The sequence below is a fragment of the Rhodohalobacter sp. 614A genome, assembly GCF_021462415.1.
Taxonomy (GTDB): Bacteria; Bacteroidota; Rhodothermia; order Balneolales; family Balneolaceae; genus Rhodohalobacter.
Window position 1 is genome coordinate 1,966,934 of the sequence record NZ_JAKEDS010000001.1, and the last position, 24,099, is coordinate 1,991,032.

The 24,099-nt window shown below is 40.9% G+C and carries 22 protein-coding genes; 3 read left to right on the forward strand and 19 right to left on the reverse strand.

Features of this window, described 5'->3' with window-relative positions; translation table 11 throughout:
• The first annotated feature begins 82 nt into the window (after positions 1–82).
• Together L0B18_RS08045 and L0B18_RS08050 are read left to right on the forward strand one after the other, a co-directional pair.
• The gene (locus L0B18_RS08045; protein WP_234571114.1) at positions 83–787 is read left to right on the forward strand and encodes a glycosyltransferase; all 705 of its coding nucleotides are present in this window, start codon (positions 83–85) and stop codon (positions 785–787) included.
• Positions 784–2,508 (forward strand): glycosyltransferase, encoded by a 1,725-nt coding sequence (locus L0B18_RS08050; protein WP_234571116.1) that lies wholly within the window; start codon positions 784–786, stop codon positions 2,506–2,508. Before L0B18_RS08045 ends, L0B18_RS08050 begins: the two co-directional genes overlap by 4 nt.
• Here the strand turns inward: L0B18_RS08050 and L0B18_RS08055 are convergent.
• From L0B18_RS08055 to L0B18_RS08130, 17 genes are all read right to left on the reverse strand, one after another.
• The gene (locus L0B18_RS08055) at positions 2,492–4,501 is read right to left on the reverse strand and encodes a hypothetical protein (protein WP_234571118.1); all 2,010 of its coding nucleotides are present in this window, start codon (positions 4,499–4,501) and stop codon (positions 2,492–2,494) included. The genes L0B18_RS08050 and L0B18_RS08055 overlap by 17 nt on opposite strands.
• 11 nt (positions 4,502–4,512) lie before the next feature.
• On the reverse strand, positions 4,513–5,493 hold the full coding sequence (locus L0B18_RS08060) for a restriction endonuclease (RefSeq protein WP_234571120.1): 981 nt from the start codon (positions 5,491–5,493) through the stop codon (positions 4,513–4,515).
• Positions 5,494–5,528: 35 nt separating this feature from the next.
• Positions 5,529–6,476: a tyrosine-type recombinase/integrase gene (locus L0B18_RS08065; RefSeq protein ID WP_234571122.1), complete on the reverse strand. Its 948-nt coding sequence runs from the start codon at positions 6,474–6,476 to the stop codon at positions 5,529–5,531.
• Positions 6,477–6,617: 141 nt separating this feature from the next.
• Positions 6,618–8,333 (reverse strand): IlvD/Edd family dehydratase, encoded by a 1,716-nt coding sequence (locus tag L0B18_RS08070; protein ID WP_234571123.1) that lies wholly within the window; start codon positions 8,331–8,333, stop codon positions 6,618–6,620.
• A gap of 348 nt (positions 8,334–8,681) precedes the next feature.
• Complete coding sequence (locus L0B18_RS08075; protein ID WP_234571125.1) at positions 8,682–11,807, reverse strand: glycoside hydrolase family 2 TIM barrel-domain containing protein; 3,126 nt, start codon at positions 11,805–11,807, stop codon at positions 8,682–8,684.
• Positions 11,808–11,926: 119 nt separating this feature from the next.
• Complete coding sequence (locus L0B18_RS08080) at positions 11,927–12,658, reverse strand: SDR family NAD(P)-dependent oxidoreductase (RefSeq protein WP_234571127.1); 732 nt, start codon at positions 12,656–12,658, stop codon at positions 11,927–11,929.
• A 46-nt stretch (positions 12,659–12,704) separates the two neighbouring features.
• Positions 12,705–13,100 carry a DUF2255 family protein gene (locus tag L0B18_RS08085; protein WP_234571129.1) on the reverse strand — a complete coding sequence of 132 codons (396 nt, stop codon included), beginning with the start codon at positions 13,098–13,100 and terminating at the stop codon, positions 12,705–12,707.
• A gap of 12 nt (positions 13,101–13,112) precedes the next feature.
• On the reverse strand, positions 13,113–13,340 hold the full coding sequence (locus L0B18_RS08090) for a tautomerase family protein (protein WP_234571131.1): 228 nt from the start codon (positions 13,338–13,340) through the stop codon (positions 13,113–13,115).
• A 1-nt stretch (position 13,341) separates the two neighbouring features.
• Entirely contained in the window at positions 13,342–13,740 is a 399-nt protein-coding gene (locus L0B18_RS08095) for a (R)-mandelonitrile lyase (RefSeq protein WP_234571133.1), read from the reverse strand.
• 70 nt (positions 13,741–13,810) lie between these two features.
• Positions 13,811–14,671: an aldo/keto reductase gene (locus L0B18_RS08100; RefSeq protein ID WP_234571135.1), complete on the reverse strand. Its 861-nt coding sequence runs from the start codon at positions 14,669–14,671 to the stop codon at positions 13,811–13,813.
• 46 nt (positions 14,672–14,717) lie between these two features.
• Positions 14,718–15,923, reverse strand: a complete 1,206-nt coding sequence (locus L0B18_RS08105; protein WP_234571137.1) for an NAD(P)-dependent alcohol dehydrogenase — start codon at positions 15,921–15,923, stop codon at positions 14,718–14,720.
• Between the two features lie 179 nt (positions 15,924–16,102).
• Positions 16,103–16,969 carry a helix-turn-helix domain-containing protein gene (locus L0B18_RS08110; RefSeq protein ID WP_234571139.1) on the reverse strand — a complete coding sequence of 289 codons (867 nt, stop codon included), beginning with the start codon at positions 16,967–16,969 and terminating at the stop codon, positions 16,103–16,105.
• A 59-nt stretch (positions 16,970–17,028) separates the two neighbouring features.
• Positions 17,029–18,189 carry an aldo/keto reductase gene (locus tag L0B18_RS08115; RefSeq protein ID WP_234571141.1) on the reverse strand — a complete coding sequence of 387 codons (1,161 nt, stop codon included), beginning with the start codon at positions 18,187–18,189 and terminating at the stop codon, positions 17,029–17,031.
• Between the two features lie 139 nt (positions 18,190–18,328).
• Positions 18,329–18,496 (reverse strand): hypothetical protein, encoded by a 168-nt coding sequence (locus L0B18_RS08120; protein WP_234571142.1) that lies wholly within the window; start codon positions 18,494–18,496, stop codon positions 18,329–18,331.
• A gap of 1 nt (position 18,497) precedes the next feature.
• Positions 18,498–18,632 carry a hypothetical protein gene (locus L0B18_RS19690; RefSeq protein ID WP_255695579.1) on the reverse strand — a complete coding sequence of 45 codons (135 nt, stop codon included), beginning with the start codon at positions 18,630–18,632 and terminating at the stop codon, positions 18,498–18,500.
• Positions 18,633–18,684: 52 nt separating this feature from the next.
• Positions 18,685–19,440 carry a hypothetical protein gene (locus L0B18_RS08125; protein WP_234571144.1) on the reverse strand — a complete coding sequence of 252 codons (756 nt, stop codon included), beginning with the start codon at positions 19,438–19,440 and terminating at the stop codon, positions 18,685–18,687.
• A gap of 127 nt (positions 19,441–19,567) precedes the next feature.
• A complete protein-coding gene (locus L0B18_RS08130) occupies positions 19,568–20,152 on the reverse strand; it encodes a DapH/DapD/GlmU-related protein (RefSeq protein WP_234571146.1) in 585 nt (194 codons plus the stop codon).
• A gap of 379 nt (positions 20,153–20,531) precedes the next feature.
• Here L0B18_RS08130 and L0B18_RS08135 point away from each other — a divergent pair, with 379 nt between their 5' ends.
• A complete protein-coding gene (locus L0B18_RS08135; protein WP_370647536.1) occupies positions 20,532–22,472 on the forward strand; it encodes a glycoside hydrolase family 97 protein in 1,941 nt (646 codons plus the stop codon).
• Positions 22,473–22,566: 94 nt separating this feature from the next.
• Here the strand turns inward: L0B18_RS08135 and L0B18_RS08140 are convergent, their stop codons facing one another.
• Both L0B18_RS08140 and L0B18_RS08145 read right to left on the reverse strand, forming a co-directional pair.
• On the reverse strand, positions 22,567–23,451 hold the full coding sequence (locus tag L0B18_RS08140; RefSeq protein WP_234571150.1) for a helix-turn-helix domain-containing protein: 885 nt from the start codon (positions 23,449–23,451) through the stop codon (positions 22,567–22,569).
• 93 nt (positions 23,452–23,544) lie between these two features.
• Positions 23,545–24,039, reverse strand: a complete 495-nt coding sequence (locus L0B18_RS08145; protein ID WP_234571151.1) for a cupin domain-containing protein — start codon at positions 24,037–24,039, stop codon at positions 23,545–23,547.
• Positions 24,040–24,099: the final 60 nt, after the last annotated feature.

The window sequence follows — 24,099 nt, forward strand, 5'->3', positions numbered from 1 at the left end:
TGTTATGTAGTTTTTAAATTCGGGATTTATTGTTTAATTGGAGGGAAGTACTATTTTTAATGAAGGATAACTATTAATTATCATGCCTAAAATGTTTGAAGAGAGTAGTAATAAAAAAGTAGGGAAAAGTAACGTTTTAATTATATCATTACATGCTGATCCGATAGAGCCTAGTGGTAGTGGAGAAGGAGGAGGAACCCATTCTTATATTCGCGAGCTTCTTCGGCGCTTAGCGTATGAATCTAGGTATGCAAGCGTTGTAACAAGACATATTGATATTAAGCTGCCTGTATTTCAACGACTTTCAGACTATACCTCCATATATCGAATAAAGTTGGGAAAAATTGAACCCATGGATAAGCGTTTTTTAAATAAATATCACGACCTTTCTGTACAATTGATTAAAGAAATCATTAAAGAACTTCATTGGAAAGTAAATATATTGCAAGGAGTATATTGGTATTCTGGATATACGGCCATGACACTCTCAAAAGAATTGTCTATCCCCTTTGTTCAAACTGTTATTTCAAATGGAAAAAGAAAGCGAAGTGAAGGCTGCCTAGATGATGATACTGAGCGAATTCTGGTAGAGAAAGAAATTTACGATAATGCTTCTGCAATTTTCTGCATTTCAGGAGAAGAAAAAAAGGATTTAAGAGAGCTATACAAAATCGATTCTAGCAAATTAGTTGTGGTAGGAAGGCCAGTACCTCTTCCTTTCCTCGAGTATATATATAATTCTGATAAAACACCTAGATATATAAATTTAATTAACCATATAAATTGAGTTCTCCAAAAATAGATCAGATTCTAAGATGGTACTCGAATCGAGCTTATATCTATTTTGGTCGTTTAGCACCATCAAAAGGACTAGATATTATCCTCAAATCTTGGATTAGACTTGCTAAGGATAATCCTAATTCCTGTCCGCCCATTTGGATAATTGGTGGAACACCAAAAGAGATCGTTAAGATTAAAAAATATTCTGGAATTAATAATGAGATAGATCTATATGAAAACCAAAAAAAAATCATATGGTGGGGATACATAGATCAAAAAGGAATAAGTACGATCTTATCAAAGGCATTAGTATTAGTCACCCATTCCCGTTATGAACCAGGAGGAAGGGTAATTTTAGAAGCGATGAGTAGAGGTGTACCAGTAATAGCAACCCCTCATGGGTTTGCTTGTGATTTAGTTGCTGATTGGATTTCGGGTTTTATAGTTAACTATGAAGATATACACATGCTTCAAAACCGTATGTCGCTATTCTTTAAGCAACCTTTTTTAACCCAGGCATTAGGAGAAAGAGCTAGATATATTGCTAAAGAAAAAATAAAAGAATGGGATTTTTATAATCGCCATTTTCAAACTTATGATGCTATAGTGACTGATAGGCCCCTTCAAATTAGTTCAAACTCAAATTTATTGCATGATTTTGAGCCTATATATAAACGTAGATTTGTGCGTTTATTCGGCGACAAAGGTGAGTTTGATAATTCTTCTGATCTAGTATTGAAATGGGCAGACTCAATTGTTGGTCCCATTAAGTCTTTAAACGCTCAAAAGGTAAACGGTAAGTCTCAGGCTTGGATTGCTAATGGTGAAAAGGACTCCATTTGGATTAAAAAAATCCATAATCATTTTTGTATGACCCCAATCTGGTTGCCAGAAGGTACTTCTCAGTACTGCCACTCAGCTCTACAGAAATTCAAGAGTGAGATATATAACAAAAATGAAAGCTTGATTAGGACCATCGCATCGAATAAGGATTATTTGTTAGTTGCATTTCCTATATATCGAGCACTTCCTATTGTTTATCAAACTCATAATATTATTGAAATTTATAAAAGACCTCTTAAAAATTTGGCTAATAATTCTAGGATTGAAAATGAGGTAGATTTAGAATCGATAGTTAAAAAGTGTATCTCTTCTTATGAAAATTTTGATATAAAAAAAACCAATAAATTACTTGGATCTACTTTACTCAATAAAATTTCACCTACTCCAATAGACTATCGATTTAGTATTAGAATTTATCTTATATATCTAATGAAAGCGGCAAGCAATGAATCTATATTGGTTCCTCAATCTATGAATGCAGAATTCATCAGACTATATTCCAAACTTAAAATCTTAGCGGAATGTGAAGAAAAAATGCCAATAGTACTAAACCATAATGCCGCTAAACCTCATCATTTTGTTCAATCTGATAGAAGGATTATACTAATAGATAAAGAACGCCTTTCCTTTGGTTTTATGGGAAAAGATGGCGGTCAACTAATAGCTAATTTAGCTCAAGAATATAGCTATGAACAACTCAAACGAACTCTGAATATATTCTCTGACTCAGACGAAGAAAAAATTATTATAGCTATTTGGATAGGAGTACATTTAATAGAAGAAGCGGGATTTTCCTTGGCGTGTGAACAAAACAACAAACTCAAGAAAATAATTTATGCTTGGAATCATTGGTATCGATATATATCAACTACCCTGTTACCATAATTTTATTTCCATGAACATGTGATGTTTCGGAAAGAAATTTTTTAGGCCATTTTTTATTTCGTAAGTATTGCAGATCTTTTCTGAGTTGAATTATTTGAGTTTTTGCTACTAGTTCATCAGCAAGTTCTCTTTCGTCTACTAGATCCAATGAGCATAATATTGAAAGCAGCCCTGCATACCATCTTTGACGATACAGCGATTCATTATCAAATCTATTCTTGCGCGGTTCAGTAATTAAATGATAAGCATCCAATGCATTTTGTATTGTGACATCTTTTTTGTTTAACTCTGCAAAAATTGCCGCTGCGTTTGTTTTCATTCTCCATAGGAATCGAAAATAAAAGCTCTTTTCCGCAGTGAAAGTGGCCAGCTCTATTTGGTTAGCTGCTGCAGAAATTTTTTTATCCACCCAATAACAGCAAGCTAAGATATTCCTAGCACGTGCCTCTTGGGTCTCAAATCCATTTGACAAAGAATTGGCTACGGCATTTTCGGCATGTACTGTAGCATCCGTATATTTTTTTATCAGAAAGTGTGCCATAGCTATATCTACTTTTACATGTAGCATAGTAAGTAATGATGCCTCAGCATCATTTTCTAACAAAATCCGAATCTTTTTATAAAAAGAAAGTGATCTTTCGGGATTACTACCGAGATAATTGGCAGCAAGATTTGAATATCTTTGTACTTTTAGCTCTAAATTTTCTGGAATTTTTTTTACTGCCTTATCATACACAGCTTGAGCATGTTCTTTCTTTCCTAATCCTTTTTTGGTAAGTGCTAAAGAAGACCAAATCGAAGCTTGTATTTTTTTATCAGTTTTTGTGATTAATCTTTCCAGTAATTCCGCAATGTCGTTAGCTTCTTGAAATTGCTCAAGTAGAAAATATCGTTTCCACTTTAGGAGTAAAAATTTTGCTTTCAAAGATTCATTTTCAATGAGTTCTGGTGTCAAAGTAATATGAGTCTCAAGGGCGGCTAGTTTTCCTTTATTCCGGTCAAGTTGTATTCTATTACGTAATTCTTCAACTTTAAGAAGTCCTAGTAATGAGTGGCAAATATGTTTTTCACGATCAACTATTTCATTTTGATATAGTTCAGCGGCATTATAAGCTACTTCCCACATTTCGCTCGCTAAACTCATTTGTCCTTCCTTAAGATATTCATCTGCGCAATGAGAGGCTTGGTCAAAAGCTTCCTCTAAATCTCCAGCAGTAAGGGACAGACTTGCAACAAGATTCTGTTTATGAAGATCTTCGTATGAAAAGTCTAAGACTAGTTTTTTCAATTTATTTGAAATTTCTGCGGTAAGAAAAGGATTGTCATCCGATACAGTTGAAATACATTCTTTTAATAAATCATGACGAATTCGTAAAGAAGGAAAAGTCGAGAAATTCTTTACAAACAAGCCTGTTTGTAGAAGCTTATCCGCCAAAATATTTCCGTTTTGAGTTGAAGTTATATGGCCTAAGAAGCCTAAGGGCAATTCACCTTTTAGAAGACCAGCCGCTAATATCACATATCTATATGCTGCGTTTTTGTGATGTACCCAAAAATCAATATGGCTTCTAACTACTGTTATAGCTTTTTCAGGAGTAATTCCTTCAAAAAAAACTTCGAGATTTGATATAGAAGTATATGTCCCAGATGAAAGGGTGACTATTTTGCGGTTTTTTAACCAATGGCAAGTAGTTTCAATAAGAAAAGGGTTCATTCCGATTCGCTTGAGGATGACTTTGGCTCTCTTGCTTCCCAAACCAGGTAGCCAATATTCTACAAATTCAATCCCGTCATTTTCATTTAATTCGGGTACTTTTAATTGTTGCAGTGTTGTTGACCTTTGTAAAATATTCTGAAAAGAAATCCAGTCTGAGGGAGAGGTTTTAACAGCAGAACCATCAGTTCTTAATTCGAGCAAACTTACACAATATGGTTCTATTTTATTTATAACAGCAACTAAAAAATCTAATACCTCAGAAGTAGATTTGTTCAAGTTTTCAAAAATTAAGAGAAAGCTTCGACGATATCGTATGATTGATGAGCTCCTATAGCCATTTCAAGTATTTTTATAATACTTTTTTTATTCTTGCTATAAGTAGAATTAATTAACCGCAAATCAATGCTTGTAATCTGTTCAAATACAGTAAAAAAAAGTTGATTTACTGTACTCATAAATGACATATCAATAGAAGCAATACGTTTACTATCAGTAAGTGAATTAATAGCATGACTTAACAAAAAACTTTTTCCTACGCCTGATCCTCCTTCTAATACAGCTATTCCAGCCTCTGAACTTATGCATTGAATCAAATCCTCTACAAAAAGCTGACGTTTTTGGCCTATAATGGGTTCTAAATCAACAGATTCTTCAGAGATTATAATTTCACATGGTAGCAAAGAACCATTTTTATTTGTACCTATTGAGAGTTCAGCCTTTATTCTTGAGTTAGTATTTGCATAAAGATCTAATTGAAAAGTTCTTTGTTTCTCTGATTTATTTTGACTTATAGTCACCCAATTCAAAAGCTCTTGTGAAAAACCCATTGACTCAAGTCGGTGATATTCATTTTTTACCCACGTCGCCATAGCAATGCCATCAATAAGTCTGACCTGCATGTGGGTGGCTTGGGCAAATCTTGCCACTTCTCGAAAAGCTTGAGGAGAAAAAAGTTGATTTGAAGTTATAATAAGAGCACCAGCTGCATTACTATGTGCTATCACAAGCGTTGCAGCAAATGTTCTTAAACCAATTTTTTTTTTCGTTGAACTTAGTTTTGCTTCTAATAAGACTTTAAATGTCAAGTCCAAACTATTTTCATTTCCTAATTGGAAATGAGCAGCTGCATCATATCCTCCATCACCCTTAGCAGGGGTAAGATGGAGAAGAGTGGGTTCCATCTTAAATTGTTCCTTGATTAACTCTACGCTAAGCTCTTCAAACTCTCTCCAATATTTCTCCGCCTTTGATTTTACTTTCTTAGGCATGATAATTAATAGTTATCCTTCACTCACCTAACTATTTATGCCAACCTCAACCGATTCCTCGGATGGTTTTTTGCCAAAATTTCTTTCTGTTTTTTGTTGCTGACGTGGGTATAAATTTGAGTCGTCATGATAGAACTGTGCCCCAGGATTTTTTGGATGTATTTGATATCGACTCCTTCTTCAAGAAGCATGGTGGCAAAGGTGTGGCGGAAGGAATGGGGCGTAACGGTTTTACGAATCGTTGTTTCGGCGACATACTTTTTGAGCATAAATCTGACGGATTGGGTGGAGAGAGGTTTTTGAAGCCGATTCAGAAAAAAATAGCCACATTTCTTAGATCGGAGAGGTAAGGAGATCTTGTGGTATTCTTCCAAGGCATTCAAAAGTTCTGGATTGCAGAGCTGGATGATTCGCTCTTTACTTCCTTTTCCATTCACCTTAATAAATCCCCGGCTTAAGTCAATATTGGAGCATTTTAAACTGCAAAGTTCTCCGACCCGAATGCCGGTGGCAAATAGAAGTTCAAGAATGGCTATGTCCCGTATGATAGTTTTGTAAAAATAGGACTCCTGATTCTTCGCTTTTTTTTTTCGTTTGTAAAGAACATTAAAAATTTTCTGTATCTCTTTGAGATCCAAAACAACAGGAAGATGAAAAGGTTCTTTCAAGTGTAGCCTTACCTTTCGGAATGGGTTTGAAAAAATGACATCATCGAATTCCAGATAGTTAAAAAAAGCTTTTACGGTAGCTACCTTTCTTTTGACCGATTTGATGGCATATTTTTTGGTCAGATGAGCTACATAGGACTTGATCTCTTGTTTGCCAATGTCCGTGATTTCCCATGATTTTACAGTTCTTTTTGTTAAGAATTTTTTGAACTGACGGAGGTCAATTTGATAGGCTTTGAGCGTTTTGGGGCTAAGGTTTTTTTCGTATTTGCAGTGTGAGAGAAATTCGGAGGTTCGTAAGTCTATGTCCTTCATGAGTTTATTTTGTGAGCATTAAAAAAGCCACAAATATGTAAACTCATGAAGGATTTTACCAGTGCTGAAAAGAATAACTAAGTTTTAATTTATCTTCTGGTAGGGAATGTGATAATGAGTCTCTCCTGGGACAACCAATCCTCAATGTGAATCTTTCGGAACGTAACTCCCGGAACCACCTCTGAGGAAATCTAAATCTGCTCCAAGGTGTGCTCCCTGAACATGTTTTTGATAGAGCTGTACATATCCTCTTGGCAATTCCTCATGGGTTGCTTCTCTGTTTTTCTTTCGCTCTTCGATCTCTTTGTCGGAGACATTCAACTGAAGCAGGCGTTTTTCCACATCAAGAATAATTTCATCTCCGTTCTGAACAATGCTGAGTGTTCCGCCTTCGGCTGATTCTGGTGAGACATGCAAAACAACAGTTCCAAACCCGGTTCCGCTCATTCGTCCGTCCGAAATCCGGACCATATCCTTAATTCCCTTTTCGAGAAGTTTTGGTGGCAGCCCCATGTTTCCAACTTCCGGCATCCCTGGATATCCTTTTGGCCCCACATTTTTCAAAACCATAATGCTGTTTTCGTCAATTTCCAGATCGGGATCATTGATTTTTGCTTTATAATCGTCAATATCTTCAAAAACTACAGCTTTGCCGGTATGTTTGAGAAGAGATTTTGTGGCTGCATTCGGCTTGAGAACCGCTCCATTTTCAGTAAGATTTCCTTTTAATACCACCACGCCCGACATCTCATTAAACGGTTTTTCCATGCCCGAGATAATATTTTCATCGTAGCATTCGGCCTCGTCAAAGTTCTCTTCAACGGTTTTCCCGTTTACAGTCATGCACTCCTTGTGAAGATGCGGAAGCAATTCTTTCATAATTGCGGGAAGCCCTCCAGCGTAGTAAAAATCCTCCATAAAATAATCACCGGAGGGCTGAAGATTGGCGAGAAGCGGGATGCCGTTAGACAGTTCATCAAAATCTTCGATGGCCAAATCAACACCAATTCGGCCGGCAATGGCCAGCAGGTGAATTACAAAATTGGTGGACCCTCCAATCGCCGCATTTACCATAATGGCATTTTCAAAAGCTTCCCGCGTGAGAATGTCGGAGAGTTTTCGGTCTTCCTGAACCATTTTCACGATTTCGGATCCTGAATGATGAGCCAACACTTTACGGGCAGCATCGGGAGCGGGAATAGCTGCGTTGCCGGGAAGTGAGAGTCCCAGCGATTCCACCATACAAGCCATGGTAGAGGCCGTTCCCATTACGGCACAGTGGCCATCGCTTCGGCAGATTCCGGCTTCGGCGATGCTCATTTCCTGATCGTCAATCTCGCCCGCACGATACGCATCACTAAACCGCCAAACGTCGGATGTACTAATACTTTTCCCCCTGTATTTACCAGTCAGCATCGGTCCGCCGGAAACCACAATCGTTGGCAGATCCACACTACATGCGCCCATTACGAGAGATGGAGTGGTCTTATCACAACCGCACAAAAGTACAACACCGTCCAGCGGATTTGCACGAATGCTCTCTTCCGTATCCATCGAAGCGAGATTGCGGTAGAGCATGGCGGTGGGTTTGAGGAGCGTTTCACCGAGTGACATCACAGGGAATTCTACAGGAAAACCACCTGCTTCGTAGACGCCTTTTTTTACATGTTCGGCAAGATCTCTGAAATGCGAATTGCACGGGGTTAATTCTGACCATGTATTGCAAATTCCGATCACCGGTCGGCCGTCAAATTCATGTGCGGGAATTCCGCTCTTTTTCATCCATGCGCGGTAAATAATTCCATCTTTTCCCTTTCGTCCGAACCATTCATGGCTTCTCAGTTTCTTATCATCCATAATAAATTTCTTCAATTATTTTTTGCTTCCGGCAGACATCCGTTCTTTTAAAGTATGTAATTGTATGTGGGAAAGAAATTGGCAATATGAAAAATCCGGAAACAAGAGCTGTTTTTTTATATGCCTACTCTCAACAAAAATGATTGTTCAATGGACTTTCTTCTTTCCGTATTCGAACAATTGAGCCGATCTTGCTGATTTCATCATAAAGCAGATCGATTCTGATCAATTTATTCACAAGAAGTCAGTTAACAGAGTTTAATCGTGCTTACAGTCTCTCAGAAATTGGACTTCATTCATAAATAACACATTCAAAAACAGTGGATAACAATGATAGAGAGCTGTTATTTATTTTCGCATAGTGCGCTTCGAAATAGGTCGCAGGACAAAACTGTAATTATACTGGCTATCTAATAGTCGATATTTATCGAGTGGCATGGCACCCCAGGTATTGTCCCCACCCAGTCCCCGTTGTTTGAGATCGATATGCAATTCAATCATGCTGCGGACCGGCACTTGGTAGTAGTAATTTGTTTGTGGAGCTGTAAGGTCATCCATACGATAGTGATGGGCGTTCACACTGAGAGGCATGTCGTAACTTTCTACCCGGAGTCCAATATCGTCTTGATCCTTCAGCTCCACCCAGCGGACGCCGGTCTTATTACCGTTCTCCTGCGGTTCGATATAGGGCACAAACTGATCGATCACCTTTCCGGAGTATTTTCCGATAAAAGCGCCACTATTGCGATCCTGGTAACTTTCATGGGGACCGCGTCCCAGCCAGGTCATGTTCTCATAATCACCGGCCAGCTCCATTTTCATACCCATACGCGGGAGCTCGGGGAGCGAATCGTGGGCAGCCGTAAATTTGACATCCACTTTAATGGACCCGTCTCCAAATACGGTATAATTCGCATCAAAGCTGGAACCGCTCTTTTCAAAATTCGATTTAGTGGAGAGATAAATTTCATTATCCGAACGCTGCTCTGCGTCAATTAACTCGATTTCGCGCTGACTCTGTACATCACGCCAGACGGATGCGCGCGAAGGCAGCCTGTTACCGTAATCAGCACTCGTTGGTGCTCGCCAAAATTCAGGTTTGAGACCATCTTCAAGAAGATGCCGACCTTTCCATACATACGTCTTTAGAAATCCGCCTTCTTTGTCAAAAATGATGCTAAAATCGGTTCCTTCAATGCGGATATCGCTTTCATCTTCATGCAGTGCTATCGGACCTCCACCGCCCAGTTCTGGCGTTTTATGCTCAAATGGTAGCTTAAACTGTTCTTTCGCCACGACATGTCCTTTCTCGATGAGATCCGTGGCATCGCGGGTTTGGGCATATATATTCAAAAAATACTCTTTCTGTGGATTCGGCTGAATATCCTGGATCGGTAGCTGAACATTTTCCTGCCCACCGGGAGCAATCGGCTCGTCAAATTGGATGGTCCCTTTCTTGATCACTTCACCATCTTCCTGCAGCTCCCACCGAAAATTGAAATCGTCAGAATGGGTAAAATGATAGTTATTCTGAATGGTAACGCGTCCTTGTTCAAGATCAGCAGGCTCAAATTTGAGGTACTGATACACTTTTTTGATTTCCCACAGAGCCGGGGTTGGTGAGCCATCTGAAAATACTAATCCATCCATACCCGTACCATCATTGGGCGTATCTTCGGGACCAAAATCGCCACCAAAGGCCCAGTAGGTGGATCCGTCGGCGAGCTCTTCTCGGATACCCTGGTCGCGCCAGTCCCACACAAAACCGCCCTGGAGTGAAGGCTCTTGCTCAATCAGGTTCCAGTAGTCCACCAGGTTGCCTGTGCTGTTGCCTCGCGAATGCGCATACTCACATAAAATCATTGGCCGATCAGGATTGGAGTTTGCATATTCTTCCATATCCCAGGGGCGATGATACATTGGCGCCACAATATCGGTATAATCATCTTTATAGGCCTGCTCGTACTGCACCGGACGAGTTGAATCGTTGGATTTAATCCAGTGATATGCCTTGCGGAAGTTTTCGCCGGCACCGGCTTCGTTCCCCATTGACCAGATAATTACGGATGCATGATTTCGATCACGTTCCACCATCTGTCTCATGCGCTGGAGATGAGCGTTGTACCAATCAGGACTATCTGCAAGCTCGTTGCTCATCCGATAGCCATATCCCGGAAAATCATAAACGCCCATACCGTGTGACTCGATATTAGCCTCGTCCACCACATACATTCCATACTTGTCAGCGAGTTTATACCAGTACGGATCGTGCGGATAGTGGGCCGTGCGCACCGCATTAAGATTGAATTTCTTCATTGTCTTGATTTCTGCAAGCATATCTTCACGACTGACAGTATGCCCTTTATCAGGATCATGCTCGTGGCGGTTTACGCCTTTCAACAATATATACTTGCCATTCACATGCAGCTGACCGTTTTTAATCTCAATCTCCCGGAATCCAACTTTATGGGATAACCGCTCATTTCCAAGGCTTACAACCAAAGTGTAGAGATGCGGTTTTTCGGCCGACCACTGCAGTACGTTATCGATCTGCTCCTCGAAACTGACCGTAGCGGTATCTTCGCTCGCTACATCAAAATTACGGCTGCCGCTTGCTACGGAACGGCCCGAGGGATCCAGCAGTTCATACTGAATTTGCTCGTCACGGTTTTGCCCGGCTTGGTTCGCAAGCATCAGATCGAGACTGAATTCGCCATCTTCATACTGATTATCAAGACCGGCTTTGATGTGATAATCTGCTATGTGCAGTTTTGGGACAGAATAGAGATAGACATCCCGCTGAATGCCGCTCATCCGCCACATGTCCTGCCCTTCGATATAAGTGCCATCGGACCAGCGATAGACCTCAACCGAGAGCGTATTATTGCCTTCCTTCAGGTATGATGTAATATCAAACTCGGCGGGCAGCTTGCTATCCTGAGAATATCCCACTCGTTCCCCATTCACCCAGACATACATGGCTGAAGAAACACCCCCAAAATGGAGTATTATTTGTCGACCCTTCCAGCTATCCGGTATTGTGAAATCTCTTTTATAGGAACCCACCGGATTGTGTTTGTGCGGAATGTAAGGTGGATTTTTTTCGAAGGGATAGAGCATGTTTGTATAAATTAACGTGCCGTAGCCTTGCATTTGCCAGCTTCCGGGTACGGTGATCTGCTCCCAGTCAGAGAGATCAAAATCATCCCGGTAAAAATCGATGGGGCGCTTGTCCGGGGTACGGCTCCATGCAAATCGCCAAGGCCCGTTTAGGGAATGGTAAAAAGCGGAAGTACGGATATCGCCATCCCGGGCTTTGGTGGCCGCCTCAAACGGCACGATAGTGGTGTGAGGTGCACGTTTATTGATACCTGTCACGAGGGGATTTTCCCAGTCAGATCCTGAATTTTGAGCTGACAGGGGAATTGTAAGAAATAGAATCAATAAAAGAGTCAGGCACCCTCGACTAAACATAAACAGTTACGTTTCTATAAAGATTTTCAGTAAGCTACAACCACAATCTCACTTCACCAAGAAATTTCCTTACAAGGGTTTGATCGAAATATCCTGACTATCTAGACTTTATTATAAAGTCACCCTTTTAGCGCAACATTCGTAACTTCTTTACAGATGTCAAAAAACTCTTCCTGCAATTCGGTATTATCAGCTATGGACTGATACATTGCTTCTTTTTTATGATAAAAATAGCGACCGCTGACCTTCGCTTTCTCATCGTCACTCGCTGCCAGCCATACCTGCGTTTCGTATCCTTTGTCGAGATTATCCGGAGCACCGGAACCACCCATTTTTGTGGGAACCCAGCCGGGGTCAACGGCATTGGCATATACCTCCGGCCATTTTCGGGCCACGGCTTTCGCTAATAAAACTACATGCAGTTTAGAATCGGAATAACTGATAGGACCACCTGATTTTATCTTGTCAAGGGAGGGATTTCCCTGCTTATGCATTCCGGAGCTAAGGTAGATCAGTCTTTGAGGCTTTTTCATCATACACGTGAGGATATAGGGAGACAATGTATTTACGGCCAATATCTCTTCCCCTGAAGCACGGTAAACTCCGGCATTATGGATAATGGCATCAAAGTATCCGAGAGCGTTAGCGGCTTCAGCCAGTTGTTTGGTCTCTTTGGTATTTGTCAGATCTGCAATTAATACACTACTGACTTTTGGTAACTTCTGTCGGACTTGTTCCGCCCGCGCTGAGTTTCGGGCATGTACAACAACTTCATGACCGGCTTTGATTAACTTTTGAGCAGCTAAGAGCCCTAATCCATCGGTAGAACCTGTGATAAATATTTTAGACAAAATTATTCTTTCCTTTTTTTTAAAACTGTACCAATCAATGGTTGGTTTAGGCCGGTCGATGGAACGGGAGTACCTTGACAGTGGCTGCTTTGGCTCGACTATTAATCATGGAATTGAGATATGGACTGCCACTATATTTCTCGCAATAAGCTTCATCAATTTTTTCATTGATCTCTCCAGCCACGGGTTCGAATCGTACTTTCTTTACCATACCGGCAGCTTCTATTTTTCCCGCTTTCTGCCGAATTGCGGATTGATACCATCTTGAGGCTGTCCCGTTATACGCTCTCACAAAAAGCTGACCATCTACAGCTACCACCCAAATCCAGGTTGGTGTGCCGTATGTTTCACCATCCTCGCGAAATGGAGCAATATGGAAGTCATCTTTTCGGGCGATTTTTTCGGTTTCTTCTCGTGTTAATACTTCTGATAATTCACTCATAGAAAATTCTGATTATACATTGTATCCCGGCTTTTTATAGAGAATATCTTTTCGGCCATCTATTTCTTGAGGATAAATATTGTTTTTCCACTCATCCCATGAGAAATCCTCAATGGTCACCGAGTACGATTCATCACCATACCCGATGACTTTCTGAGCGGCTTTGACGACTTCTTCAGCAAGTCTTTGCTTCTGCTCTTTCGACTTGCCTTCCAGGAGTTTGATTTGAAAATGTGGCATCTTATTTCGATGAATATTGTTCGTCGGATACTTTCTCCATCCACGTAACCACATCCCCATCCACTTCTTCCTGAATCGCAATATGGCTCATCGCTTTATCGGGAGAGGCTCCATGCCAATGCTTTTCATCGGGTTCAAACCAAACGATATCGCCCGGACGAACTTCTTCAATGGGTCCGCCTTCTTTTTGAACCCAACCAAACCCTGACTGAATAATCAGGGTTTGTCCGGCCGGATGCGTATGCCAGGCCGTTCGTGCGCCGGCCTCAAACGTGACCAACGCACCTGCCGCTTTTGTTACCTCTTTTTGTTGAAATAACGGATCTATTCGAACCGAACCCGTGAACCAATCTTCCGGCCCCTGTACGGATTTTAGTTCTTCATTTTTGATGATTTTCATAATGTTTTCCTTCTAATTTGATTGCTTTGACGTTTTTCAGTCCTGATATAATTGAGAGAATCAATTGGAATTAACCTTCAGCAAATACGGGAAATTTGCTGGCTTCACCGTAATCTTCGAGAGGCGCCCTGTTTTTCAGGGTATTCATATCTTCATCCGAAATTTCAAAATCCACACCGGCATTATCTTTCATATGCTCAGGATTGGCGGTCTTCGGTAATGGAAGAAGATCCAGCTGCAGGCAGTAACGAATGCATAACTGTGGCACTGAAACATCATACTTTTTCGCCATCTCTTCTAAATCATCCGCTTTTAACAATTCTCCGTGGCCGATGGGAGAGTACGCTTCAACCAGGATATCATTCTCTTCACAGAATTCAATCAAATCGAAAGGTGTATTGCTAATATGTGCCAACACCTGATTGACCATCGGTTTTACGGATCCATTTTCAAGAATATTCTGGACATCCTCTTTTTTGAAGTTTGAAAGACCAATCGCTTTAAGTTTTCCGGCCTCATAGGCTTCTTCAAGAGCTTTCCACGCTTCAAGATTTCCTTCTTCGTAGCGGTCTTCGCTCCCGAATTCTGCCCATGGCTGCGGACTGTGAATAATCATCAGATCAATATATTCAAGCCCCATTTTTTCCAGTGATTCATCAATGGAAGCAACAGCTTCATCATAGGATTTTACTTCAGCCGCAAGCTTGGTAGTTACAAAGATATCCTCTCGATCTAAACCAGACTCACGGACACCTTTCCCAACTCCTCGTTCATTTTGGTAGGCTTGAGCTGAATCAACATGACGATAACCGATTTTTACAGCATCTTTCACAGCTTGTGCCGCATCATCATCACTAATGAACCATGTTCCGAGCCCTAATTTTGGAATCTCAACTCCGTTATATAGAGTATATTTTTCTTGTAAAGACATACTTATTATCTCCTTTCTTTTTATTTATCTATTAAACTATTCTTGATTAAAATGTTGCTGCATCAATTACATACCGGTAACGTGCTTTTTTGTTAACAACATTTTCCCAGGCATCATTTATCTCTTCAGCGTTGATAACCTGGATTTCCGGATGAACACCATTGTCGGCACAGTAATGAACCACTTCCTGGGTTTCTGGTATTCCTCCAATCAAAGATGCATTAAAATTTACGCGGCTTGCTGCCAGAGCTATGTTGCTCAGATTAATTTGAAACCCTTCCGGCATTCCCACATATGTAAATGTTCCATAGGGTTTTAGCGTTGCGACATATGGTGCGGCGTTGAACTGGTAGGGAATGGTGCAGATCATATAATCCAGCATCTTACTGTAATTTCTGAGATTGCTCAAATCGTCATTTACAACGATCACTTCTTCGGCTCCCCAGGATTTGATGTCTTCAACCTTATCTGCTGAGGTTGTAAACGCATACACTTCGGCACCTTTGGACACCGCAAGCTTCACAGCCATGTGTCCTAAACCCCCAATTCCAGCCACACCCACTTTATCTCCAATTTTGAATTGAGCTTTCATCAATGGAGAATACGTGGTGATACCGGCACAGAGGAGGGGAGCTGCCTCCTGAAAACTAATATGTTCCGGAATATGAACCGCGAAGTGATCTCTTACCACAATTTTATTGGAATAACCGCCCTGGGTAATACCGGTTGGTGAATCTTCCGTTGGATAACCATAAGTAAACAATGTTTCTCCCCGTTCACAGTGTTGTTCCTCACCATGTGTACAGCTTTCACACTCCATACAGCTGTCAACCATACAACCAACACCGGCTCTGTCACCTACTTTAAATTTCGTTACATTTGTACCAACGGCGGCTACCACACCCACAATTTCATGACCCGGAACTTGTGGGTATTGTTGAGGGGCCCAGTGGCCTTTCATCTGATGAATATCCGAATGACAGATGCTGGCATATTTGATGTCGATCAAAATATCATCATCGCCAACGGGTCGGCGTTCAAACTCCCACGGACTCAATTTTCCGGATTCGTCCGTTGCTGCATAACCTCTTGTTTTTATATTTGTATTCATAAAATCATCTTCGCGTTGATGTGGTTTAGAAAAAAGTTGGATGGGACTGGTCAGCGTTAATCCTGCTCCTGCCAACGCTGTTCGCTGAATAAATTCTTTTCTTGTCTGAGTTTCTTTCCGGGTAATCTTTTTTTCTCCCATAGCACATTTAATTAATTAGTGGTTTCAGTTGAACTAAAACTGCCAAGGTCAGTACCAGAATAAATACTGCTCATTTCACCCTGCCCTCAGGCTTCATTTTCAATACATCAAGAAGATAGCAGTGTCTTTTCTTTCCTGGTTAAAGACTTTCAAACCATTAATTAAGATATTCAAACCTTTTACCGGTACGAGGTAGGATTGGTGCCGGTCTGCTTTTTAAAAAAATTGTTGAAGTAGGTAGGATATTCGAAACCAAGGGAATAGGCGATTTCCGAAATATTCCAGTCAGTATGTTGTATAAGAGCTTTTGCTTCGTTTACGATGCGCTCGCTGATATGATCGGTAGTTGGTTTCCCGGTAATTTTTTTAATGAACCGGTTTAAATAATTGACATGAATGTTCAGATCCTCTGCAAAATCCTTTGCTGTTCGTAAAGGCATAGGTTGATCTTTTGTCTCAATCGGAAACTGGCGCTCCAACAACTCAAGAAATACACGCGTGATACGTGAAGCTGCATTTTTCTCGGCATCATAATTTTCCGAAGGTTGCAGCTTCAGGGCTTCATGAAGAATCAAATTAATATAGGTTCGGATCAGGTCGTCTTTGTAATTATAATCCGATTCCTGCTCCTCCATCATCTTCTCGAAAATGGAGTTCAGGTATTCCCGCTGCTCTTGCGTTACATTCAAAATGGGTGTTCCTCCAATCTTGAATAATGGAGATTTCAACAAACTCTCGGAATGATCAGACAATTGAAGAAATTCTTCCGAAAACAAACAGGTATAACCAACATAACGGGTTGAAATCGTCTCCCATGAATAGGGGATATGGGGATTTCCGAAGAACAATACCGTTCCTTCAGCCTCAAAACTCCGGTCAGCGTAGTGGATTTTGCTTTTCCCGGTAGTCAGGCAAATTTTATAGAAATCTTTTCTGCTGTACGTTCGGGTCGCCTCACTATCGTCTTCAATTCTAAAGACATTAAACCCTTTAAGCTTTAGTTCTTGATTAAAATTGGAAACAATACGTTCTTTTGCAGTTTTCATAAACTGAAATTAAGGAATTCAAACTTAATTGTACACAAAAACTACAAATCCTGAAACTCTTATTGATCCACAAGAGCCGATTCAAAGGATCGGACTCCGGCCAGTTCAATGGCCTCGAAATCCTCGCGGAATTCTTTCATCTCTTCATCCGTGAATTCAACATCAAGTGATCCGAGATCTTCTTTCAGATGATGGAGTTTAGTCGTTCCCGGAATGGGCACGATAAACGGTTTTTGAGCCAGCAGCCATGCGAGTGAAACTTGCGCAGGTGTTGCATCCTTACGTACGCCCCAATCCCGAATCAGATTTAAAAGCGCCATATTTTGTTCCAAGTTTGCGGGAGAAAACGATTCAACAGAGCTGAGCCGGGCATTTTCAGAAAAGCGGCTGTATTCGTTAAACTTGTCTCCAAAAAAGCCACGTGCAACCGGTCCCCAGGGTACAAAACCGATTCCTAATTCTTCGCAAGTATCCAGAATCTGGTTTTCAGGAAATCGTTCTAAAAGTGAGTATTGAGTTTGAAGTGCCGCAACGGGCTGAACAGCATGTGCCCGGCGAATGGTATCCGGTGCCATTTCCGAAAGCCCAAAGTGAAGAGTTTTTCCTTCATCAATCAAGTCACGAACGGTTCCCGCAATATCTTCAATTGGCACATCAGGATCGAGTCGGTGGCAATAAAGCAGGTCAATTCGATCTGTTTGGAGCCGCTGAAGCATTCCCTCGACAGCCTGGCGAATGTGCTCCGGCCGGCTGTTTCGTCCACCTCTTCCCCCATTCCCCAAATCGAACCCAAACTTGGAGGCTATCACCACATCATCCCGAACGGGCGCTAATGCTTCCCCGACAAGTTCTTCATCTGTAAATGGTCCATAAACTTCTGCCGTATCAAAAAAAGTCACGCCGAGATCCACAGCCCCGCGAATCACGGGAATCATCTCTTCATTGGCGCGAGGCGGGTTGTAGGAACCCGACTTCATACTCATACATCCCAACCCAATGGGCGAAACTTCAAGATCACCAAGCATTCGGGTTTCCCCGGCAGATTGAATACGGCTCTTTTTAGAATCTATTTCAGACACCTCTGAAGAATTCGCTCTGGAAGATGTCCATGCTAATGAAGCCAGTGTTAAACCGGCTCCTGCACCCGCCGTTTTTCTCAGAAAATCCCTGCGGCTGGTTTTATTCATTTCCGTATTGGATGATTCTTTCTCTTTTTTCATGATTTTGGCTTTTGGTTGAGGGTTTTAAAAAGGGTTTATTCCCTGAAAAAGTCATCGCGAACGGAGTGAAGTCCCGAAAAGGGATGCCTTTGGTGCAATCTCCATATTTGATCGCTGCCAGGAGATTGCCGCGTCGTCGCTAAACTCCTCCTCGCAATGTCAAAAAATATTCAATGGGTTTACTGTCATCGCGAGTTCCGTGATTTTCGGAACGTGGCGATCTCCATGCATCAACAAAGTTTTTGGCATAATTACGTTCGGGGACTGCCGCGGCCGCAGGCTTTCTCGCAATGACTTTTGCATTCATTTTAATTACCCGTTATTTCTTCCAATTCCTTCGGATATCTCGCGCCCTGTACGTCTATTTTTGATAAAGCGTTTTCAATCTGATCACGATCATCAGATGTAAGCTCAATCTCAGCCGCTCCAATATTACTCTCCAAATGTTTCAGCTTTGCAGTTTAGATTTCAAACACTGCCTACTACATAATAATACTAAAAACGAAACGAGTAATTTAAACTGATATTCCAGAGCGGGTCCGTGTTGGTAATCTCCGTATCAATCACTTTGTTAATGGTTGATGAAACGGTAACCGGAATATTTTTCATACCCAGCGCAATGCTTGCAGCTACATAAAACCCGTCAATTTTATCGATTTTTAAATAATAGATCTGCGGTCTTAGATTCATGTACAGATCACTAAAAAGAGGAATATCAGGAATACTTGTAAAAAAACTCAGGTAATGGGTTTGATCGGGTACGGAGGACTCAAACCCGTGTCCAAGTAAATAATAAAATCCAATATCAACATTTTCAGCTACTGAATAACTTGTGTTGATATCACCTGCTAAAAATTGGCGTGCTTCCATAATTTCTTCTGATTCATCGGCTTCATCAATGAGTGCAGGAACGGTTCGAAAATTATACGCCGGATGAGCTCCTATCCGGAATGAAAATTTATTATTTCTAATAATATCATATCGAAACCAAAACAGAAACGACCACGGTTTGCCTTCTAGTGAAAACCGTAATTCCGGCTCAAACCGAAACCGTTTCCCTACGGACAAATTGTAGATCATGGCCGGTTCGCCAAGCGACAGTGAGGGAACTGTGGAAATCCCTTCGTTCATCACACTAATACTTCCTGATACATCCAGTTTTTCCGTTGAATTTTCTTGTGAGAACCCCACCGTTGCCAAGCTTACAATGATTATTATCAGAAGGGTGATTCTGAGTACAGTTTTGGTCATCGTTAAATTTTCTTTATTTAGAATTATGAAATAAATGTATACCGACAATCCTCCATCTAATTATTCTTATCAAACAAACCCTTACAAAATTCAAACAATCCATTCATTGTTTACTAAACCTGTTTTATCACAACTCTTTCATCACTTTTGCCGGTACACCCGCTACAACCGTATTCGCCGGTATGTCTTTAGTAACTACAGCGCCGGCCGCCACCACAGAATTTTCTCCGATCGTAATACCCGGTAATATCGTCGCAGCCGCACCAATCCATGCATTGCGTTTGATCAGCACCGAACCGGGAACCATTGTTTTTCGATTGGTTACTTCCACAGGATGATTCTCAGATGTAATATTTACTCTTGGACCAATCATTACATCGTCTTCAATAGTGATACCACCCAAATCCAAAAATGAACAGGCGTGGTTGATAAACACATTTTTACCCAATCGAATGGCCTTTCCAACATTGGTATAGAAAGGAGGAAAAACCGTGGTGCTTTCATCAACTTCTTCGCCGATTATTTCTCCCAAAAACTTTCGTACTTCATCTATATTCTTCGATGCATTCAGTTTGCCGGATAATTCTATCGTTCGGTTTACTTCTTCACGGATTTTAGTATAATCAGGATCATCCATTGAAATCATCTTTCCGGCTTTCAGCCTTTCAAAAATGTCTTTCCCGTTTTTTATTTCCTTTTCAGAAGGCATCATTAAAAAAATCGTTTTTCATTTCTAAGTATAGGAAGGGTAAGTAAGTTGTCATTGTGGATTTGTGTTTTGAGACATGGCAAACTCCCTGCTTAAGTGATTGCCACAATACGTTCAATCAACGACAAAAAATCCCATTCAACAGAAAGCTATGAAGAAAGGAGAAACCGAAAATATACGATTTACAGAAAGGTTTATAGATTTTACTTCTATTTGTTATTCTGGATATCATACTGGGAAATTTCGATTCCTGATTTTCTGAATTGAGATAAAGCAGGAGTCTTATTTGTAAACGGGAGAAGCTAAAATGAAAACGTTGCAATATTTAAAATGAATTTTTAATTATTGGAGATATCCAATGCAGATAAAAATCAAAACAATGATGAAAAAATACTTGATGACCGGTTTCATGTGCGTTATGTCTTATTGTGTGATGGCCCAGGAACCGGTGAAAGTGAAAGGGCCTGATGGCTTGTTAGAAGTTCAAATAGAGGAGAACAATGGATCGCCTGTTTATACAGTTTGGTACAACGGTAAGAACTTCCTCAATCCTTCACCTCTGGGCCTCAAAACATCCATTGGAAACTTTGCTGATTCTTTGTCTTTTACCTCTCATTCCGTCCGATTAGTGGAAGAAACCTATGAGATGGATAGAGGTAAGTTTAGCCGCATACACTACAAAGCCAATGAACTTACCTGTAAATTTGTGAATGCTGCCGGAGATACGTTGCATACCATATTTCGGGTAAGTGACCATGATGTGGCTTTTTCTTATCGGGTGACGGCTGCAGATGACAAAACCAAGCTTAAGGTTTTTAGTGAAGCTACCGGATTTGATCTGCCGGATCACAGTACGACATTTATTACCCCGCAGGCATTACCCATGACCGGCTGGCAAAATACGAAGCCAAGTTATGAGGAGGAATATACGTATGATGAACCCGTAGGCACGCCATCAAAAAATGGAGTGGGTTATACATTCCCGGCACTTTTTAAAGTTGGTGAAGAAGGCTGGGTGTTAATCTCTGAAACCGGTGTCGATAGCCGATATGTTGGAGCCAGGTTAGGTGAAGGCACAGAAGATGGTTTATACCCGCTAAAATTTCCCCAACCGGGCGAAAATAATGGCATCGGAGAAACCTATGCGGCGATGGGCTTACCGGCTCAAACGGCATGGCGTACGATAACGGTTGGTGAATCTCTGAAACCAATTGTAGAATCTACCGTGGCCTTTGATGTTGTGAAACCGCATTATCAACCCTCAATAGATTATGAGACGGGCCGCGCTACCTGGAGTTGGATTGTATGGCAGGACCTAAGTATCAATTACGAAGATCAGCTCAGGTTTATCGATTTGGCGGCGGAATTGGAGTTTGAGTTCGTGCTGATCGACAACTGGTGGGATCGTAATATTGGACGAGACCACATTGAAGAACTTGTGGACTATGCCGCATCAAAAGATGTAGGAGTAATCCTATGGTATAATTCCAATGGCTGGTGGAATAATGCCCCTCAGACTCCACAAGATCGCATGAATACCGCCCCAGCCAGAATGAAGGAAATGGCCTGGCTACAAAGTATTGGAGTCAAAGGCCTAAAAGTAGACTTCTTTGGCGGTGATAAGCAGCAAACCATCGAGCTCTATGAAGATATTTTGACGGATGCCAATAAGTACGGACTTACGATTAACTTTCATGGTTCTACCTTGCCCAGGGGATGGCAGCGAATGTATCCCAATTTTGTAACCTCCGAAGCCGTTTTGGCTTCTGAAAATCTTATTTTCAATCAAGAGCATGCAGATAAACATGCTTTTAATGCAACTATACTTCCGTTTACCAGAAATGCTGTAGGAGCGATGGATTTTGCTCCCGTCTTTTTTAATAAGAGACTTTCAAAAGACAATAGCTCTGGCAATATTCGTAAAACAACTGATGCTTTTGAAGTAGCTACTTCCGTTTTGTACTTCTCTCCAATACAGCATTTTGGGATGACACCCAATAATCTTGAAGAGCAACCGGAACACGTACTCAATTTTATTAAGGAAGTACCCACGACATGGGATGAAACAGCGTTTATCGATGGATACCCCGGAAAGCATGTCGTAATGGCCCGAAGAAAAAGCGAAAAATGGTTTGTTGTAGCAGTAAACGGCGAAAGAAAAGAAAAGGAGCTGACGGTGACACTGCCGATGTTGGCGAATCGTGAAGTGAATTACATTTTTGATAAAGAAGATCGATCGGCTGGCATTAGAAAAGTGAAATTGAATGATAATGGAGAGGTACGTTTGAAGCTTCAATCGGAAGGGGGCGCGGTCCTCTATTAATATTCTCTTGTATCCTTACAGTTAATGAGGTGCTTATAGACCGTAGAAATTGACCACTACAAGTGGATTTATTCGGACTCAATAACAAAGAATATCATGCGCCGGCGAGTTTGGATTTTTGTCTCTTCCTGAATTCAGAGGGAGTAAGATCCGTATGATTTTTGAAGAATTTGGAAAAATTGTTGGGATACTCAAAACCTAATTGATAAGCAATCTGAGACATGTTGGAATGGCCATCTCGAAGGAGTTTTTTCGCTTTTTGAAGAATAAACTCATGAATAGTTTCAATAGCCGTTTTTTCGGTGTGATGTTTTACAATATCCCCCAAATAATTCGGCGATAAATGGAGTTTATCCGCAAAATATTGAACGGTTGGTATCTGATTAACTTCTTTGTTATAGTAATCCCGCAGCAATTGCTGGAACTCTGTAACAATGGGGTTGTATTTTTTGATGTCTGTAGAAAATTGCCTGCGGTAAAAGGATTCAATCAGTGAAACCAACACATGTGTGTAAGAGATGAGAACGGAGATATTCTCCGGGTTTTCGTGATAGTGACGGTTCAATGCGCTAAAAATCTCTTTAATCTCCCTCTCTTCGCTTTCGTTTAAACCAAGCACCTCATGGCTGCCGTATTCCATATAATTCTGGAAAAGATATCGGTGTTTATTGATGATGTCTTTACTCAACTGCAAATAAAATCCTTTAATGGGTCCCTCAAGATCCCATTCAAGACGAGTGCTTGGGCTGTAAAAAAACAGGCCGGAAACAGGATCAGGATTTTTCGGGTCGTAATAAGGGGCCGCCCGGTTCACATAGTTTCTCTTGTAAGAAATGCGGTAATAATCAATTTTTACAGGTTCGGATATCAATCGGGGTGAATCAGAATCCTGGTATCGTCCCAAATCAATATGCTCATTCCGGGGCTCAGGCATCCCCACATATCGATTGTAATCTTTAAAATTGGTAAACGTCTTCATGAAATCCCGATGTTTATTCCTTTTCAGAGTTTGAATAAACGTCGATATTTTCGATTTCATTTCCAAAATGGAATGAAGAACATCGTGTGATACTTAATTCAAAAACTCCTCGTCTGTAACCGGATCACCCCAATTCACAATTCCTTTTTCTGTATTCGGAATCAGATAGATATGATTCATTCCACTGTCTTCTGAGGCCCCATGCCAGTGATTAACATTGGGTGGGCATTGTACAACATCCCCTTTTTTGATGATCTCTTTTTCCTCACCTTCAATCTGGTGATATCCTATTCCGGAGGTGACAATTAAGATTTGTCCGGCCGGATGCGAATGCCAATTGCTTCTTGCTCCCGCTTCAAATTCAACATTTCCGCCTAACATGTTATAGACGTCATCATTTTCAATCAAACCGGTTACCCACACATTACCCGTAAAAAACTGTTCCGACCCTAATTCACCTTTAGGAAAAATAGCTTCATTCTCTGCACTCGTGCCTGATTCTTGTCCATGTGCATAATCCACAGAGTGGAGTAAAATCATAAGAGTTCCAATAATTGTAGCTGATTTTCTTATGCGTTTTTTCATCATGAATAGTTTGAATTAAGATTGTAATTCTTTCCGGAAAGGAAAATCTCACACTAATCTAAA

Excerpts from the sequence above, each read along its gene's own strand:
- L0B18_RS08135 (WP_370647536.1), top strand. The coding sequence starts at position 20,532 with ATGAAAAAATACTTGATGACCGGTTTCATGTGCGTTATGTCTTATTGT.
- L0B18_RS08140 (WP_234571150.1), bottom strand. The coding sequence starts at position 23,451 with ATGAAGACGTTTACCAATTTTAAAGATTACAATCGATATGTGGGGATG.
- L0B18_RS08070 (WP_234571123.1), bottom strand. The coding sequence starts at position 8,333 with ATGGATGATAAGAAACTGAGAAGCCATGAATGGTTCGGACGAAAGGGA.
- L0B18_RS08045 (WP_234571114.1), top strand. The coding sequence starts at position 83 with ATGCCTAAAATGTTTGAAGAGAGTAGTAATAAAAAAGTAGGGAAAAGT.
- L0B18_RS08075 (WP_234571125.1), bottom strand. The coding sequence starts at position 11,807 with ATGTTTAGTCGAGGGTGCCTGACTCTTTTATTGATTCTATTTCTTACA.
- L0B18_RS08065 (WP_234571122.1), bottom strand. The coding sequence starts at position 6,476 with ATGAAGGACATAGACTTACGAACCTCCGAATTTCTCTCACACTGCAAA.
- L0B18_RS08115 (WP_234571141.1), bottom strand. The coding sequence starts at position 18,189 with ATGAAAAAAGAGAAAGAATCATCCAATACGGAAATGAATAAAACCAGC.
- L0B18_RS08100 (WP_234571135.1), bottom strand. The coding sequence starts at position 14,671 with ATGTCTTTACAAGAAAAATATACTCTATATAACGGAGTTGAGATTCCA.
- L0B18_RS08090 (WP_234571131.1), bottom strand. The coding sequence starts at position 13,340 with ATGCCACATTTTCAAATCAAACTCCTGGAAGGCAAGTCGAAAGAGCAG.
- L0B18_RS08130 (WP_234571146.1), bottom strand. The coding sequence starts at position 20,152 with ATGATGCCTTCTGAAAAGGAAATAAAAAACGGGAAAGACATTTTTGAA.
- L0B18_RS08095 (WP_234571133.1), bottom strand. The coding sequence starts at position 13,740 with ATGAAAATCATCAAAAATGAAGAACTAAAATCCGTACAGGGGCCGGAA.
- L0B18_RS08145 (WP_234571151.1), bottom strand. The coding sequence starts at position 24,039 with ATGATGAAAAAACGCATAAGAAAATCAGCTACAATTATTGGAACTCTT.
- L0B18_RS08105 (WP_234571137.1), bottom strand. The coding sequence starts at position 15,923 with ATGGGAGAAAAAAAGATTACCCGGAAAGAAACTCAGACAAGAAAAGAA.
- L0B18_RS08060 (WP_234571120.1), bottom strand. The coding sequence starts at position 5,493 with ATGCCTAAGAAAGTAAAATCAAAGGCGGAGAAATATTGGAGAGAGTTT.
- L0B18_RS08120 (WP_234571142.1), bottom strand. The coding sequence starts at position 18,496 with ATGAATGCAAAAGTCATTGCGAGAAAGCCTGCGGCCGCGGCAGTCCCC.
- L0B18_RS08110 (WP_234571139.1), bottom strand. The coding sequence starts at position 16,969 with ATGAAAACTGCAAAAGAACGTATTGTTTCCAATTTTAATCAAGAACTA.
- L0B18_RS08085 (WP_234571129.1), bottom strand. The coding sequence starts at position 13,100 with ATGAGTGAATTATCAGAAGTATTAACACGAGAAGAAACCGAAAAAATC.
- L0B18_RS08125 (WP_234571144.1), bottom strand. The coding sequence starts at position 19,440 with ATGACCAAAACTGTACTCAGAATCACCCTTCTGATAATAATCATTGTA.